This window comes from Candidatus Bathyarchaeota archaeon, assembly GCA_026014685.1.
Classification (GTDB): domain Archaea; phylum Thermoproteota; class Bathyarchaeia; order Bathyarchaeales; family Bathycorpusculaceae; genus Bathycorpusculum.
On record JAOZHW010000005.1, the window covers coordinates 106,958 to 121,988 of the forward strand.

The window sequence follows — 15,031 nt, forward strand, 5'->3', positions numbered from 1 at the left end:
TGACGTAGCGCGCGCTGTAATAGCGTTGTTCATTATCGTTGACCCATTCGGCAACATTCCCATATTCATAGGGTTAACCGAAAAAATAGAGCCCGCAAAGAGAAAACGAATTTTTAATGTCGCTGTTTTGGTAGGGTTTGTGCTGCTTTTAGTTTTTGCGTTTTTAGGGCAGGAGCTTCTAAACATATTTGGGTTGTCGATTTATAGCTTCGGAATCGCAGGCGGCATACTGTTACTCATCATTGCAATACGAATCTTAGTTTCTGGAAGCATCAAAGAGGAGACTGATTCACCTGAAAGTTTAGGCGCTGTTCCCATCGCTATGCCGTTGCTTGTAGGACCAGGCGCAATAACCACCACCATATTCAACCTACAAACCTATGGTGAGTTGGCGGCGATTTTAGCTGTTGTAATCGTTTTGTCAATGACTTGGGTTATTCTGAGATTCATTGACCCTATATATCACGTTTTAGGGAAAACTGGCTCTCTAGTTATTGCTCGCGTAATGGCGCTCTTCATCGCAGCAATTGCAATCCAGTACATTATAACGGGGATAACTTACTACATGAATTAGGTATGTTGATTAAGAATTTCACACCTAAACCTGCTTCTCCCACTTCTTTAACACTCCATTTGTAAGCTTCGCATATTCGCCGCACCACGTAAAGACCATGGTTCGCGCCGCGGCTGGTTTTCTCGTCAAACAGGCTGTTCTTCAAGTTCGCAGGGATTCCTGCTCCGTCATCTTCATAGATCAGCTTCACTTGTGAGCCGTCATCTTCGTAGCGGATGCAGATTTTAGTGGTTCTTTGTCCATGTCGAATTGAGTTGTCGATTAGATTGTAGAAGAGTTGACGCAAAAGAGAATCTGCACAAACAATTAGCCCACTACATTGATTTGTTATTTTTACTCCGTTGATGTTGGAGAATAACGCAATTGCATCGTTCACAGTTTTTTCCACATCTACACGCTTTAGTTGTTCAGCCCCTAATTTTTGATAAATATGCGCAAACTCTAACAACTCAACAATCTGCCTACAGACCAACTCAATTTCTTTGAGGTGCACCTCGGCATCTGGAACCTGCTTAGTCTTCTTCTTTAACAAATACACTTGACCGTTTAGCGCAGTCAACTTATTGCGTATATCATGCCTTGTCAAACTCCCTACCACGCGGAGTTTCTCGTTGAGCTGATTAATTTTTTCCGCGTCCTCAACCAGTTGCATTCGAGCTTTTTTACGCTCCACAATTTTTTCGATTGCGTAAGCGAGTTCGCAGTAGACGGCTTCGGGGTCACCGTTTTTATTGATGTAGCGGTCTGCGCCCAAGTTCAGAGCCTTAACGGCGACTTCTTCACGCCCACGCCCAGTGAACATGACAAAGGCGATTTCGTTTTTTTGTGAGCGAATTTCTTCGAGAAACTGCAGACCGTTTTTTTGAGGCATTTCGTAGTCGCTTATGATGGCGTCGAAGGAGTGTTGGCTGAATTTTTTAAGGGCTTCATCTACGCAGGTTGCTGTTTGAACGTGGAATTTGCCATCGCATTCGAGGATGTCTTTTGAGACTGAAAGTATGTTGGGATCGTCGTCTACGTGGAGGACGTGTATTTTTTGGTTTTGTTGAGTAGTTAGCCCCATTTTTTGGCTCCGTTATTCGTTTTTTTAGCACTTACTCTATTTACTGGTTGATTATCCAGAAAAATACTCAGTATGCTAATATATATTGTGTTCTCAGTGCAAATACTGAAAATATGTTCCTGAAAATTTTGTTCGATACTTTACGTTGAGGTCTGTTGCTTTTTTTGGTCCCGCTCTTTTAATGGCGCAAAAGAAGCCTTATCCGTAACGCTGGGGCACGCGACGTCTCTGCGGCCCTCTCCCCCCTATATAAAGAACAAATGATGACGCCACAGGAAAGCATCTATGAGCCATGCACGCGGATTGGGGCAAACCCTACAAACGAAAAAGAGAAACCTGACCTGATTTTTCCAGTGTCTGCAAAGCGGTTTTTTGACGCAGAAATAGGAGGTGATTAGCTTCAGGGGAGCAGGCAGACCTTGATTTTGTGCGCCATCTCATCCAAAGCCGAACGGGAAACTTCTTTGAGTTCGCTAAAACGTGGCAAAGTCTGCCCAGCAAACCTCGGAACAACATGCACATGTATATGGAAAATGTCTTGGCCCGCTGCAGCGCCGCTTTGTTGAATGATGCTTATTCCATCTGCATTTGTTGCCTTTTTTATTGCAGTTGAGAGTTTTTTTGCGACTTGGTGGACTTGGCCTATCTGTGGTTCGGGAGTGTCAAATATGTCGACGTAGTGGGCTTTAGGAATAACAAGTGCGTGCCCCATATTCAGTGGACGAATATCCAAAAATGCAAGTACGTCTTTGTCTTCGTATAGTATGCTTGAAGGCGCCTGTCTTGCAACGATTTTGCAGAAGATACATTTTTCGTCTGAACTCATACTTTGTCACTGTTTAACTGTTTGCCCATTTTGGAGGTAATCAATCAGTTTATATGTTATGGGAGTTCATATTCCTTTTACCGAATGAGGAAGATTTTATGACTGAATTGGAAGACAAAGTCCGCGTAGAAGTAGGCAAAGTAGTAGACCCTGAAACAGGGCAAACCTTTGAGGAGATGCAGATGATTCAGAGCGTAAAAGAAACCTCCCCTGGCACCGTTACCGTAGAATTTGTTCCAACAAGCCCCTTCTGTCCCATCGCGTTTAAGTTAGCCGCAGACATCCGCGACGCCGCCAGCAAAGTTGAAGGCATCCAGAAAGCGGTTGTTTACTGCCGAGGTCACGCCATGGAAGAGCAAATAAACGAAATGACCAACAAGCAATAGGACAGAAGAACGTTATTTATTTTGGTTTTTTGTGGCTTTTATTGGCAACTCAACCTTAAAGACCGCACCTTGCCCTACAGTGCTTTCTACAACAATTTTTCCGCCGTGGGCTTCGACTATTCTTTGGCAAATCGCTAGCCCAAAACCCATTCCTTTGGCTTTGGTTGTGTAGAGGGGTTGGAAGAGCTTTTTTAGTTCTTCCACCGAAATGCCTGCGCCAGTGTCTATAAACGAAACTTTCACGGTTTCTTCCTCTGCTTGGCTTTTTATGATCAGTTGTCCCCCTTCAGGCATGGCGTCGATAGCGTTTTTGAGGATGTTAACGAAAACCCGTTTCATCTTAACCATGTCTAAGGTCAAGTTAGGTGTATTTTCCGTTAAATCGTGGACTTCTATATTCTTTGGGAGAGTTATCATATCCAAAGATTCGGAGACGAGCGCTTTGGGGGTGGTATCTTGCAAATCTAGGTTTATGTTTCCTGCATAATCGAGGAGGTCGTTGATTATTTTGTTAGAGTACTCAACGTTGTTCTCGATTACCTCAAGCATATCTCTACCGGTTTTGTCCAGTTCTTGGCTGTATTTTTTCTTAAGGTAGTAAGTAGCGTTTGATATGCCTGTTAGGGGGTTACGTAAATCATGTCCCACCATGCCTGCGGTTTCACCTATAGCGGCGAAACGTTCAGCTGTTCGCAGTTTTCTTGTGCGTTCCTCAACGAGTTCTTCAAGGTTCTTGGTGTGTTGTTCGAGTTTTTCTTGTGCCTCTTTTCTTTTTACGAATTCGCGGTAGGTGTTTATGCGGTAACCATGCAGTTGATAGGCGCCTGCAGCGGCGATTATGTTTGAGATTAGGATTCCGAAAAGAATGGTGAACAGAACAGCGGATTCTGTTGGTCTTGTTATGAATAAAATGATTAAGGCTTCACTTAAAGAGGTACTGAAAGATAAGATACATTGGTAAAGAAAACGGAAAGGCACAAGTAAGAAAATAACGAATACAGCAATTATTGTAACTAAAGCTTGGACTACAAAGTCAGTGGGTCGCATTACGTTTACTATGCCGCCTCCGACGGCCATTATGATAATTGTCAAAAACATTACGCGGTCGTATGTGTGGTAGTTCTTTATTCTGTCCATGAAAAACGCGCTTAACACAAGGATTATAATTAGACTCAACCGCAAAGCTACAAGACCAAAGAAAACTGTTGAAAAACCAAAAAAGTTGTAGTCGTTAAAAACGTAGCCAATCACGGGTATTATAAAGAAAAGCAGGGCTATTTTGGCTCTCTTTACATCTGTTAGAAGATAAAACGTGCGGTAACCGTCTGTTTCACTGTTGCCTTGTGCGGCGTTAAGCATGCGTTTCCTCTCGGGTTCAAACATTTTCGGGGTATTTGTAAGTTTCCCACAAAAATTCATTTAATTTAACCGCACAACATATAGCCAATTAATTTCTAAATAGCGATACCTTAGTGGTGATTTTAAGTTTAGTTCATGCATGCCAAGTTTTAACCCGATGTGCCATAACCTGTAACCTTAACCGATGCCCCAGTTGAACCCATGTTTGTTTTCGCGTCAACCACGATGGACCAAACGATGCTTTGAGATGAATACAGCTGCATCATCTCATCGTCAGTCAACCAAGCGGAGCCTGTACCATTGAAGGTTCGGGTGACGGCGCTGGATACGACGTTGTCTATGTATTCAATTCGGATTCGTACTGTGACGATTTCGTTTTGGCTGAAGCTGCCTGAAACTTCAATTTTTGGTTTAAAATTAAAGATTTTTAGGGGGCGGCACTCGATGGTTCGGTTTTCTCCATAAACGTTGCTGACGCCGACGGGAACCGACACTTCTCGTTCGAACACGCTGCCGACGCCTGAAAGCCAAATCCCAAACGGATTATGAATGCGGGCAGTCCAGTTCCCTAGAAAGCTTACGCCTCCGTCAAGTACGGGTGCGGGGTCACAGTTTTGGCCCAAATCTATGGCAAATATGTAGATGGGGTCTGAGGTGAAGCATTCAAAAACGACGCCGAACAGTAGCGTCTGATACATTGAGCCGTCTACGTAGAGGGCGGTTTGGTTGCTGCGGTGTTCGTTTTCGCCCATCCAGAAGCGTACGTTTTGAATTTGGCTGTCAGAGAACTCGGCCCATTTTTCAACCTTTATGCCTACTGAGAAGTCTTGGAGGTTAAAGTTGCAACGTTCGATCACGGAGGATGCGTAAGAGCCTGTGGCGTTTCCGATGTCGTTGCCGATTTGGGTGCCGTTGACGGGTGTTCGGAAAGCGATACCTTCGGTGTTGTTGATGAATTGGCAGCTTTCAACTTTGTTGTATTCGCTCCAGGTGTTGGTGTTGACGAATTCTATGCCTGTGGAGGCGTTGATGAATTTGGTGTTGGTTATGGTTGTGGCAAAAGAGTTCTCAACTCGTACGGTTCCGTTGATGATCGTCAAACCCGAAATCAACCCGTACTGTGAGGTGGTGTAGTCGTTGCCGTAGATTACGATTTTGTGACCGTTGCCTTGTATTGTTGCGCCGTCGCTGACGATTTTAGCGTTCAATTTGTTGTTGACGTAGACATCGTCGGTTAATTCGTAGGTTCCGGGGTTTAGGTAGACGGATTTGCCCAACGTTAAGGCTGCAGTGAGGGCTGAAGAGGCGCTTTTTGGGTGCTCAGTTATGATTCCTGTTAACATGTTTTTGAGTTTGTAGGTGCCGCTTTCTGTTGAGAGGACAAAATCGTAGTTTACTACGTTGGTTGTGTTGGCTTGCCTTGTGCCCTCTAAAATCAGGTAGGTGTTTATGGCGGTCATTGTGAGCAAGGCTACTAGAGCGATGGTGATTGCTCGTTTAGAAAGGGCTTTTTTTAGGGCAGTTTTCATTTTGGGGCTCTGCTGTTTTTGTGTACCATGTACTTGGCAGTCTTAATTAATTTTGTTGGCTTTTTTGTGGGGGTTGAGTTGGTTTTTGGGACGTTGTTGGTTGTGGGATTTGCTGTAGATTTATATATGGTGGGCTTTCTATTGGGAGTTGGTGTATCTGGTTTAGTTTACCGAAATATTTAAAGGTAAATCTTTACTGTATTTTGGTAAAAATTTGGTGATTTGAACATGGATGCCTCAAACGCAGTAGAACTCAAAGCAGTAACCAAACGCTACGACGAACTAGTCGCAGTAAACAACATCGACCTAACCATCCCAACAGGCGAAATCTTCGCACTACTAGGTCCCAACGGCTCAGGAAAATCCACCACACTAAAAATGCTCCTAGGACTGGTGCAGCCAACCGCCGGCTCCGTACATGTGTTGGGCTTAGATGTGCAGAAAGAACCCGTCGCAGTCAAACAACAAGTCGGATACGTCCCCGAATCACCCAGCGTATACGAATTTCTAACAGGCATAGAATACCTAGACTTCATAGCCGACATCTACGGCGTGCCACCCGCTGAAAAGCAGCAACGCATAAACGAGTACCTAAAAGCCCTCCAGCTGGAAGGTCGAGAAGGCGACATGATTAACAGTTACTCCGACGGCATGAAGAAGAAACTCAGCCTAATCTCTGCGTTTCTCAACAAACCCAAACTCCTCATACTTGACGAACCGCTAAACGCCTTAGACCCCCGAAGCGCAAGAATCGTCAAAGACTTGCTCCATCAACTCAAACTGCAAGGCGTAACCACCATTCTATCTACACACGTGCTTGAAATCGCTGAAGCAGTGTGTGACAGAATAGGCATCATGTATCAAGGTAACATCTTGGCGTTGGGCTCCATGAATGAACTTAGGGAAAAAGCAAGTTTGCCTAGCAGCGGCTTAGAAGACATATTCCTGAAATTAACTGGAACAGGCGACTTAAAACCCGTCGTTGAGGAACTTCTCCGATGAACTGGAAAAATGTCCTCGCTCTGATTCGGGTTGAACGGAAATCAGGCAGGCTCATTCGCGGGGTAAAAAAGACCCGCTACAAGGAAAATCGCTTTTTAGCTTATTGGCCTTACTGGGTTGCCGCCATAATCGGTGTCTTAGGCGGTTTGGGCGCAAACGCAATCGCCTCCGAAGTCTACTCGTCCCCCAGCGAAATTTCTTTGCCGCCGCTTGAGACTTCTGCTTTAGGCTTCTTCATAATCATGCCCACGTTGGTGTTGATTTTCAGCATCGTCTTCTCGATGCTGCAGCAGATTCAGATGAGCGGCGTGAAAGTTACCTCACGGGTAAACTACTGGTTGCCCATCACTTGGCAGGAGCAAACCTTAGCATCTATACTAGCCAATTTGATGGGGTTGCCTGTTGCGTTGACTATAGGCTTCGCGGCTGGTTTGCTGGTTTTCGCAGGTCTCAACGGATTAATCTTGCCCGCATTGGTGACAACTGTTTTTATGTTGGCTGCGGCGTTCATGGGTAGCTCCACTACCGAAATCCTGCGAATCATCCAAGTACGTTTCACTGGTGCAGTCTACAAGTCAAGCGGCAGAGCAGCTGTCTGGGTCAGATTCATAGGTTCAATCACATTCTTCATTGTCTTCTATGTCGTCTACTTGTCTATAACACAGGGATTCACAAACTTCATTCAAGGCTTAACCACTTTCCAAAGCTCATTTTGGTTTATCCCCTTCGTGTGGCCAGGTTTAACACTCTTCTATGTATTCTACGGTATGCTCCTAGAAGGTGCACTCTTCATTGCCTTAACAGCCGCCTTCATAGCCGCACTTTACCTTAGTGCAGTCAAACTCAACGAACGCTTCGGCCTCTACGAGCCACCTGCAATCCGCATCCAAGCAGGCGGAACCTACACGCCTAAAACGGGTATACTGGGTAAACTCGGTTTCACCTCTGCAGAGGCAGCCATAATTCGTAAAGACATTCGTTCATTTACTCGCAGAAGAGAACTAATCGGCTTATTCATCGTACCCGTAGTCTTCGTCATAATCCCTCTGATGCAGTCCATCGGTATCACTAATCAAGGGGCGCCTCAAGAAGTCAGCTTAATGTTTTTGGCAATGGTCTTCTTGTTATCCTCTAGCATCATGGCGATGTCCCTTGGGAACATGTTGATAGGTGAAGAAGGAGAAGCCGTGTGGAGAATCTACGCTTCACCCATCTCGCCTAAAAATTTGGTTAAGAGCAAATTTGCTTTCCTTCTCTTCTTCGCGATAATCACGCTACTAATAACAGGAACAATCGGTACGTTATTCTACAACCCACCAGTAAACATAATCGCAGTCGGCTTCCTACAAGGGCTCTTCTTGATTTTTCCAGTGGGCTCAATCGCCTTGTCTATCGGCTTTAAGGGCGCAGACTTCTCCGTTACACCACGTCCCCGAATGATTCGGCCCTCTTGGTCCTACCTGAGTTTAGGCGCCTGTGCATTAGCGGCCTTGGGCATACTTTCTCCGTTTATACCTTCATTGCTTGGTATGATGCTGTCATCTAACCTCACGTTCGAATCTCTCGCCGCCATCGACTTCACGATCCCCGTAATAATCAGCGCCGTCATCTCCGCAGTCATAACCGTTGTGTTCTACCGAATAAACCTCAACAGCGCAGAAGAACTCATACGCAAAGCTGAAATCTAACCCCCTCCCTTTCATTTTTGCTTCACTTCCAAACTGTGCAAAAAACTTAAACTCTACCATACCTGCTAGGTGTTCCAGTGTGATGTTCTTATGGATAGGTCAGCAGTTATTTTAGCAGGCGGAATTAGCGCTCAAGCTGTTGCCGAGTTAGAAGGCAAACCCTTACTCAACTACGTAGTCGACGCAGTAGGCGACCTTATCGACGAGATCGTGGTTGTTGTTGATTCGCAGGAATGCGCAGACGCCTACGCCAAATTCGTCGCACCCGACATCAAGTTTACAGTAAACAAAACCAAAGACGAAAGTACACTATCACAGGCAATCGCGGGTTTTGAAGTAGCCAAAGGCGACTACACACTGGTTTTACCCGCGGGCAGCCCCTTTGTTTCGCATGAACTCATCTCGTTGCTGTTTGAGTTGTGCGTTGGCAAGGCTGCAGTGGTTCCTCGATGGACAAACCAAGAATGCGAACCCTTACATGCTGTTTACTGCACAAAAATGGCGCTCGACGTAGCAAAAAAGGTGTTGGCAGACGGCGAAGTTGACATGGAAGCTATGGTTGAGAAGCTAAGGGGCGTACGTTACCTCTCAACGATGGTTATTGAGCAGATTGACCCTGACTTCAAATCCTTTTTCACCGCAACCACCCCCGAGGATTTGAGGAAAGCTTCTGCGATGAGTAAGCCCAAGGCTGCGCCTAAAAAGAAGCAGAAAAAAGCCCGGTTTGGTTGAAAACAGTCATCACTGAGACACCCGCTATCGGTTTCAATAGAGTTGCTAATAGGCGGTAAATTTGAAGGGCGTTTAGGGGATTGTTTGGTTCCAGTAATAGACGCTTGTGTAGTTTGCCAGTAGGGGGGCTATTGGTGGTTCGTCGTAGAATATGTTTAGGCGTGCACCATACTTGGCGGTTAATGTTTCGGTGTCGTAAAAGATTTTAGCCGAGTACTCGTCGGGCGGGAACAGGCCCCAGATGGTGTCGTCGGGTCTTCGGAAACCAAAACCATAATCCTCGGGTACTATGTAGGCGGCTTCGGGGTTGTTTGTGCCAAAGCTTGCGGGGTTACTGTGCAATGTATTCCAGAACCGCTTCAAAGCGTCGAAATGCTGCTCTTCCAAGATTCCAAATTCCGTGAGGTCAGGGTAGCTAAACACCAGGGCGTATTTGGCGCCTGCACTGTACGCTAAAGCTAAGTCGCTGTAGAGTTCCTCGCCGCTCTCAAGGTACGGCGGCTGATCATATTTCCAGGTCACTACTACGCCCCAGTCTTTCTCGAAGGCTTCTGCTGCGCCTCTACATAGGGCGATGTGGCGTGCTCTGCTTTGGTTGCCCACGAATTCTGCGAAAATGGTGGTGTAGTCTGCTTTGTAGTCAAACCAGTAAAGTGCGTAGTCTGAGGTGAACATTTTGGGTGTATAATCAAGATAATAACATGGGAAAACTGAGAGGTTACCCACGTAGCTGCGAGCCATATCTGAGTAAGTCATGCCTGGCTTGTAGATTGTGCTGTTTAAGAGTTGCGCGGGACCGTTGTCAACTTGGTTTCCGCCGGGTTCATCGAAACGGTAGATGCCTAAGAACTGGTCACCATATTTTTGGTGTGCAGTCCATATCCAGTCAGTGATGGTGTAGTTGTATATTTGGAGACCGCGGAATTGAACAATAAAGTTTAGTTTCGCAGAGTAGATATAGTCGCAGGCTTCGTTGAGGGCTGATTCGTCAGATAACAGGTCCACTGAACCTAAGATGAAGAGGTTGGTGTAATCCTTTACTTTGTCAACCAACGCTTTCACCTGTGATGGGTCATCGCCGTATGCAAACATGACGCCTAAGTAGAATTCTCGGGGTTGAGCTTGGCTGTAGCTAAGTAAATGCTGCGCCAAAAAAAGCGACAGAACAACAACCAAAATCAAAGCTACTGAGAAGGCTAAGGTTAGTTTGCGGTTCAAATCTCCTCAAATACTAATCAGCAAAATACTATTTAACATTAAACTAAAAACCGCCACATTAATACTGCTGGACGTTATCGGCTAAACAACCCTACCAGCTTACCTTCTGCGAGGATATGCCCCTTCATGGCCTTTTCAACATCACGTTTGGCAGCTTTTACGCCTAAAGTCAACGTCGCATCCAACGCGTAAAATTTGAAAGCGTAGCGGTGATTTTTCCCGGGTGGTGGACAAGGTGGTGCATAGACGGGTTCTTGGTCGCTGTTCAATGCTGCAATGCCAGCAGAAGAGTTTTCGCCGATTTGACTTTGAGTGGGCGGGATATTGTAGAGTATCCAGTGGTCAAAGGTTCCACCCACCGCGTCGGGGTCATCAAAAATTAATGCAAGGCTTTTTGTGCCCTCGGGAACGCCCTCAATGGAGAGCGGCGGGTTTATGCCTTCGCCTACACAAGTGTATTTTTCTGGGATGCGCTGGTTGTTTTTAAACGCGGAACTGGTTACGGTCAGTTCTTTCATCAGGATTCCTCATTTTTGTTGTTTTGTTTGTCTGATAAATAGTTGGCGAACAACACACGCGCCCTCATAATGAAGTTTCGACTTTGATGAAGTGCATATGACCCTTATGCGTTGCGAGCCTGTGTTGTCTTAGTTCTTCGGGGTTTTGAAATTCTGTTTTGCAGATGGGGCACTTGTAAGTTTCATACATGTTAGGGCACCTCTTTAGCCAAGCCAAAGCTACTATGTTTTAAAAGAATATGTGACTGTACGAGCACGACAAAAAAGCGTTAAATTCGGCGATTATTCTTCGCGCCATTTTTCCACGATTAATTTGCCCTCTGCGGGGTTGAATTTCACTTTTACAGGCATGGAACCGTCGCATTTAAACGGAAACATTGTGTCGTCCACCACTCGAACGGGCAAATAAAGCAGATAACGATCATCCTTTCTTCTAAATAATGTCCCCTTCCCCTCATTCCCCATAGAGATCACAAACGAGTTAACGATGATTCGCCATTTGCTTTTAAAGCTGACTGTCAAAATCGCTCTTATTTGGAATCCATGCAGGCAGACTTCTAATTTCCAGGTTAGGCAGAGATTGGTTCACAGAAGCTTTTCTTTGGTTTATTAGTGTTTGCTGCTTGTTGAAGCGTCAGTTTGTTTGATATTTCGTTGGCTAGATCCAGTCGGAGAAGGCAATGCTTGCATTTGTTGTCTCTACAGCCACAGAGAAGCAAGTTGGGGTTATGATGGTTTGTAACTAAAATTTCGGTGTTGGATTTGCAGTTTTCGCATCGCAACGCCCGAACTTGCTCGTTTATCAAGTAGCCCTCAACGAGAAAAACGCTCCACGATTTCAGTTTAAAATTACTTAACATAGAACTGCCCAGAAAGTATCCATTAAAAAAATGGCGTTTTATTCAATAAGTGAATGTCTTGGCGGGTTAAATCATTATGTGGTTGTTGCAGATAAACAACAAACAAAAAATTGACTATTTCAGTTGCACAGTTAAATGACGACGTAGATGCCGAGGAAGAAAAGTGTGCGGATAAACTGCAACATACATCATGTTATCTATGACTTGATTCATTATAGAGGTGATAAAGCCGCTAAAGTAGAGAAGTAAGGCTAAGTATCAACGAATCCGAGGGAAGGTAAAGTTTTTTCGTACGTATTTTTGATTCAGAGGACGCTTTCATAAGTCAGTTATATGGCTTCCGACAATTGGTGTTTCCATTGTAATTGGAGGATGAGTGTGTACATGAAACAAATTGCGGATAAAAACAGAAAACAATTAGAGGCTAAATTAGCCAACGTTTTTGATGAACAGATCACCGGATTGTCTACCGAATTGCGTGAAATATTGCTAGATGACATGGTGACAGCCTTCGAAAATAGATTAAATGTGTTAAACCAAACCATAGAGAAAGCAGCCTGCTGAGGGCAATCTATGGAGTTTAATACTGATTAGTAATACATAAGTGATTTATATTAAAACGAAGAATCTTAACAAAACACGAGGAGTATAAAGTGCGTCGATCAAAACTCGAAATGTATGTCGATATCCTTACAGTGCTTGCACACCGTGGCCCCCTCAAACTAACCCACGTCATGTACAAGGCAAACGTTAACTGCAGCGTCCTCAAAGAATACCTAGACTTCCTGATGAAACAGGGTCTGGTGGAAGAGCGCACGATTGGCAAACGGCGGGTAGTTTTCGCTGTCACCCAACGTGGCATTACAGTTCTAAAATACTTCAAGGAACTAAAACAAGTTCTGCCCATCGTTGAGGAAGCCAGAAACCAAGCACCAGTCCCCTACTAAACCTCCCTTTCTAAACCCCGTATTTTATTCTTTTTTCCTTTTGTTTCGTTTTGTTTTTCAATTTATTTTGGTGCTTTTTTCGCGTTAAATAGTTTTCAAAAATACTTAGTTTAGTATCGCAAGACTTAATAAACACTTATTGTGTTTATTTATCCAACAACTGTACACATGAAAAACAACTCGGGGATTAAAGTGATTAGAAACGACCTGACCAGCAAAAAGCCCTTGAACATTCTCGAAAAAATAGAGGAAAGCCTCGAGAAACTCAACGAGAAAATGGAAGTCATGATAGAAATCCAAAAAAACACAGCTGGAAACACTACCACCCCCCAGTCTGTTCCCGCCATACCTGACGCTTCTTTAGACGTTATGACCCTCCTCTCTATGCCGGACCACCTACGAAAGACCGCCATGACGATTTGCAGATGCTCAAAAGCAACCGCTGAAGAAGTTGCAGAACAAACACAACGCGCTAGAGCCGTTGAGAGCGCTTATCTAAACCAGTTAGTCATCATGGGCTACATCAAAAAAGAACGTAAAGGCCGCAAAGCATACTTCTATATAGATAGGGAATCACAGAGTTGAGATTATGAGCAAAATACTCGCTGTACACTCATACAAAGGTGGAACTGGCAAAACCTCCATGTCCGTTAACATAGCTGCAACACTTGCTAAGAACGGCAAAAAAGTCTGCCTCTTCGACTTAGACTTCAGAGCCCCAAGCTTATTTGCCATACTAAAAGCCCAAAACGTAGAAACCTGGTTCAATGACTACCTTAACAGCACCTGCGAAATCGACAAAGCATTAGTTGACATGAGCCACAGAATTCCAGGCGGCGGAAAATTCTACGCTTGTCTTGCTAATCCATCCACAGAAGCCATCCGCGACATGTCCTCCAAAGACCGCAAATGGGAAATGCGTGCGCTAGGCAGAATCTTAGCCCTAAGAGAAAGTCTGCTTAGAGACCAAAAATTCGACTACCTCGTCTTTGACACAAGCCCCGGACTCCAATACTCCTCAATCAACGCCATCGTAGCTGCAGACTTCGTCGTCGTTGCCACCACTGGTGACCGCTCCGACGTAGACGGAACAAAACGCATGCTAGCAGAACTCTACAATCTCTTCGAGAAAAAAACTGGGTTAGTGCTAAACAAGGTGTTGGATCCTTCGCTATCCTCTCGAAAGACGGAGATGCAAGCTAAAATCAAAGCGGACTACAAGGTGCCCCTGCTTGGCATGGTACCGTGTTTCTGTGAGGTCTTACGTGCCGAAGGTAACTTTATTTTCGCCCAGGACAAACCTGACCATCCATTCACAAAGATTGTAGCTGAGATGGTTAAGAAAATAGAAACCAACGACGTAAATTAACTTCCTTCTCTTTTTGTCTATTCTCTCTTTAGGAAAAATCTTTCATCAAATCATTCAGTTGCGCAAACAACACCAAAAAACGGTAACCTTTCTCAGTGGTTGTGTACCTGTTTACTTTTTTTGCAAGCAAACCCTGCGCGGTTAGGGTGTTCACGTGGTTTTTTAATTGTGAATAGTTCAGGTTTGTATTGTACATTATGCTGGTTTTGGTTTTTTGCTGTTCACAAAAGAGCAAAATCTCAGCGTATATGTCCATTTTCCCTCTTCGCCCCCCTTTCACGCCCTTTCTGCTTCGTCCATGCCTTAAGAGGGCAAACTGAAGGGCGTGAGAATCAAGTTTCTCTGCTTCTGCGGAGTTGTTTGTCACCTTCTCTATCCCCAGTTTGATTCTCAATAGGTTTTTTTGGAACTTAAAAGAATGTGACTGTACAATAACAGCCACAATTAACGCTTGTGGCCGTTAACGGTTTAAATATGTAATACATTGATAGAGCATGTTTAGAAGGTGCATATTTGAGTCAGAATCTGCGGGTTTTCTCTGACGGCGGCGCAAGAGGCAACCCTGGACCTGCAGCAATAGCGTTCATCGCAACTACAGAGTCAGGTGTAACCGTTAAGGCCGATTCACGCTACATCGGCATACACACCAACAATCAAGCAGAGTACCAAGCACTACTTTTGGCGTTAAAATATGCTTCAGAACAAAAAGCCTCCCAAGTTACCTGTCACCTCGATAGCGAATTGGTAACTAAACAACTGAACGGCGAGTATGCCATAAAAAACTATGAACTCCAACAGTTGTTTGCACAGGTTCAGGGCTTTAAGAACTGCTTTAAAAAAATCGCTTTCGTTCACGTCCCACGGAGTCACCCCATGATTCAGAGAGCAGACGCATTAGTTAACAAAACCCTCGACGAAGAAGCTAAAAGGCGACTTTCTAAATTCCCCTAAAACCGTATA

The 15,031-nt window shown here is 44.7% G+C and carries 18 protein-coding genes; 10 read left to right on the forward strand and 8 right to left on the reverse strand.

The features are described 5' to 3' along the window. Positions 1 to 25: 25 nt before the first annotated feature. Complete coding sequence (locus tag NWE96_02930; GenBank protein MCW3982931.1) at positions 26 to 574, forward strand: MarC family protein; 549 nt, start codon at positions 26 to 28, stop codon at positions 572 to 574. On the opposite strand, the gene NWE96_02935 is transcribed toward NWE96_02930, so the two are convergent. Together NWE96_02935 and NWE96_02940 are read right to left on the reverse strand one after the other, a co-directional pair. Further along, a complete protein-coding gene (locus NWE96_02935; protein ID MCW3982932.1) occupies positions 543 to 1,637 on the reverse strand; it encodes a hybrid sensor histidine kinase/response regulator in 1,095 nt (364 codons plus the stop codon). The two genes, NWE96_02930 and NWE96_02935, sit on opposite strands and share 32 nt — an antisense overlap. A gap of 400 nt (positions 1,638 to 2,037) precedes the next feature. After that, positions 2,038 to 2,463 (reverse strand): HIT family protein, encoded by a 426-nt coding sequence (locus tag NWE96_02940; protein ID MCW3982933.1) that lies wholly within the window; start codon positions 2,461 to 2,463, stop codon positions 2,038 to 2,040. Between the two features lie 98 nt (positions 2,464 to 2,561). On the opposite strand from NWE96_02940, the gene NWE96_02945 reads away from it, so the two are divergent. Then, a complete protein-coding gene (locus tag NWE96_02945; protein MCW3982934.1) occupies positions 2,562 to 2,849 on the forward strand; it encodes an iron-sulfur cluster assembly protein in 288 nt (95 codons plus the stop codon). A gap of 12 nt (positions 2,850 to 2,861) precedes the next feature. On the opposite strand, the gene NWE96_02950 is transcribed toward NWE96_02945, so the two are convergent. Together NWE96_02950 and NWE96_02955 are read right to left on the reverse strand one after the other, a co-directional pair. Continuing rightward, positions 2,862 to 4,208: a HAMP domain-containing histidine kinase gene (locus NWE96_02950; protein MCW3982935.1), complete on the reverse strand. Its 1,347-nt coding sequence runs from the start codon at positions 4,206 to 4,208 to the stop codon at positions 2,862 to 2,864. Positions 4,209 to 4,357: 149 nt separating this feature from the next. Further along, positions 4,358 to 5,737 carry a hypothetical protein gene (locus NWE96_02955; protein ID MCW3982936.1) on the reverse strand — a complete coding sequence of 460 codons (1,380 nt, stop codon included), beginning with the start codon at positions 5,735 to 5,737 and terminating at the stop codon, positions 4,358 to 4,360. 228 nt (positions 5,738 to 5,965) lie between these two features. Here NWE96_02955 and NWE96_02960 point away from each other — a divergent pair, with 228 nt between their 5' ends. The 3 genes from NWE96_02960 to NWE96_02970 all read left to right on the forward strand — a co-directional run bounded on the left by NWE96_02960 (position 5,966) and on the right by NWE96_02970 (position 9,159). Next, positions 5,966 to 6,739 carry an ABC transporter ATP-binding protein gene (locus NWE96_02960; GenBank protein MCW3982937.1) on the forward strand — a complete coding sequence of 258 codons (774 nt, stop codon included), beginning with the start codon at positions 5,966 to 5,968 and terminating at the stop codon, positions 6,737 to 6,739. Next, entirely contained in the window at positions 6,736 to 8,427 is a 1,692-nt protein-coding gene (locus tag NWE96_02965; protein ID MCW3982938.1) for a hypothetical protein, read from the forward strand. Before NWE96_02960 ends, NWE96_02965 begins: the two co-directional genes overlap by 4 nt. 90 nt (positions 8,428 to 8,517) lie before the next feature. After that, positions 8,518 to 9,159, forward strand: a complete 642-nt coding sequence (locus tag NWE96_02970) for an NTP transferase domain-containing protein (GenBank protein ID MCW3982939.1) — start codon at positions 8,518 to 8,520, stop codon at positions 9,157 to 9,159. A gap of 72 nt (positions 9,160 to 9,231) precedes the next feature. On the opposite strand, the gene NWE96_02975 is transcribed toward NWE96_02970, so the two are convergent. The 4 genes from NWE96_02975 to NWE96_02990 form a co-directional block, all read right to left on the reverse strand. Beyond that, on the reverse strand, positions 9,232 to 10,377 hold the full coding sequence (locus tag NWE96_02975) for a hypothetical protein (protein MCW3982940.1): 1,146 nt from the start codon (positions 10,375 to 10,377) through the stop codon (positions 9,232 to 9,234). 74 nt (positions 10,378 to 10,451) lie between these two features. Then, positions 10,452 to 10,895, reverse strand: coding sequence for a YbhB/YbcL family Raf kinase inhibitor-like protein (locus NWE96_02980; GenBank protein ID MCW3982941.1), 444 nt, complete (start codon positions 10,893 to 10,895; stop codon positions 10,452 to 10,454). Positions 10,896 to 10,959: 64 nt separating this feature from the next. After that, a complete protein-coding gene (locus NWE96_02985) occupies positions 10,960 to 11,085 on the reverse strand; it encodes a hypothetical protein (protein MCW3982942.1) in 126 nt (41 codons plus the stop codon). Between the two features lie 92 nt (positions 11,086 to 11,177). Next, the gene (locus NWE96_02990; GenBank protein ID MCW3982943.1) at positions 11,178 to 11,417 is read right to left on the reverse strand and encodes a hypothetical protein; all 240 of its coding nucleotides are present in this window, start codon (positions 11,415 to 11,417) and stop codon (positions 11,178 to 11,180) included. A gap of 722 nt (positions 11,418 to 12,139) precedes the next feature. Between NWE96_02990 and NWE96_02995 the strand changes: the two genes are divergently transcribed. The 5 genes from NWE96_02995 to NWE96_03015 all read left to right on the forward strand — a co-directional run bounded on the left by NWE96_02995 (position 12,140) and on the right by NWE96_03015 (position 15,022). Continuing rightward, positions 12,140 to 12,319 carry a hypothetical protein gene (locus NWE96_02995; protein ID MCW3982944.1) on the forward strand — a complete coding sequence of 60 codons (180 nt, stop codon included), beginning with the start codon at positions 12,140 to 12,142 and terminating at the stop codon, positions 12,317 to 12,319. 89 nt (positions 12,320 to 12,408) lie between these two features. Next, entirely contained in the window at positions 12,409 to 12,702 is a 294-nt protein-coding gene (locus NWE96_03000) for a hypothetical protein (protein ID MCW3982945.1), read from the forward strand. A 192-nt stretch (positions 12,703 to 12,894) separates the two neighbouring features. Beyond that, positions 12,895 to 13,287 (forward strand): helix-turn-helix domain-containing protein, encoded by a 393-nt coding sequence (locus NWE96_03005; protein MCW3982946.1) that lies wholly within the window; start codon positions 12,895 to 12,897, stop codon positions 13,285 to 13,287. A 4-nt stretch (positions 13,288 to 13,291) separates the two neighbouring features. Beyond that, positions 13,292 to 14,071 (forward strand): ParA family protein, encoded by a 780-nt coding sequence (locus tag NWE96_03010; protein ID MCW3982947.1) that lies wholly within the window; start codon positions 13,292 to 13,294, stop codon positions 14,069 to 14,071. Positions 14,072 to 14,584: 513 nt separating this feature from the next. After that, positions 14,585 to 15,022 carry a ribonuclease HI family protein gene (locus tag NWE96_03015; GenBank protein ID MCW3982948.1) on the forward strand — a complete coding sequence of 146 codons (438 nt, stop codon included), beginning with the start codon at positions 14,585 to 14,587 and terminating at the stop codon, positions 15,020 to 15,022. The last annotated feature ends 9 nt before the right edge of the window (positions 15,023 to 15,031 follow it).

What these genes read in the sequence shown, in the direction of transcription:
- NWE96_02935 (MCW3982932.1), bottom strand. Translation starts at nt 1,637, where the DNA reads ATGGGGCTAACTACTCAACAAAACCAAAAAATACACGTCCTCCACGTA.
- NWE96_02940 (MCW3982933.1), bottom strand. Translation starts at nt 2,463, where the DNA reads ATGAGTTCAGACGAAAAATGTATCTTCTGCAAAATCGTTGCAAGACAG.
- NWE96_02945 (MCW3982934.1), top strand. Translation starts at nt 2,562, where the DNA reads ATGACTGAATTGGAAGACAAAGTCCGCGTAGAAGTAGGCAAAGTAGTA.
- NWE96_02950 (MCW3982935.1), bottom strand. Translation starts at nt 4,208, where the DNA reads ATGCTTAACGCCGCACAAGGCAACAGTGAAACAGACGGTTACCGCACG.
- NWE96_02955 (MCW3982936.1), bottom strand. Translation starts at nt 5,737, where the DNA reads ATGAAAACTGCCCTAAAAAAAGCCCTTTCTAAACGAGCAATCACCATC.
- NWE96_02960 (MCW3982937.1), top strand. Translation starts at nt 5,966, where the DNA reads ATGGATGCCTCAAACGCAGTAGAACTCAAAGCAGTAACCAAACGCTAC.
- NWE96_02965 (MCW3982938.1), top strand. Translation starts at nt 6,736, where the DNA reads ATGAACTGGAAAAATGTCCTCGCTCTGATTCGGGTTGAACGGAAATCA.
- NWE96_02970 (MCW3982939.1), top strand. Translation starts at nt 8,518, where the DNA reads ATGGATAGGTCAGCAGTTATTTTAGCAGGCGGAATTAGCGCTCAAGCT.
- NWE96_02980 (MCW3982941.1), bottom strand. Translation starts at nt 10,895, where the DNA reads ATGAAAGAACTGACCGTAACCAGTTCCGCGTTTAAAAACAACCAGCGC.
- NWE96_02985 (MCW3982942.1), bottom strand. Translation starts at nt 11,085, where the DNA reads ATGTATGAAACTTACAAGTGCCCCATCTGCAAAACAGAATTTCAAAAC.
- NWE96_02995 (MCW3982944.1), top strand. Translation starts at nt 12,140, where the DNA reads ATGAAACAAATTGCGGATAAAAACAGAAAACAATTAGAGGCTAAATTA.
- NWE96_03010 (MCW3982947.1), top strand. Translation starts at nt 13,292, where the DNA reads ATGAGCAAAATACTCGCTGTACACTCATACAAAGGTGGAACTGGCAAA.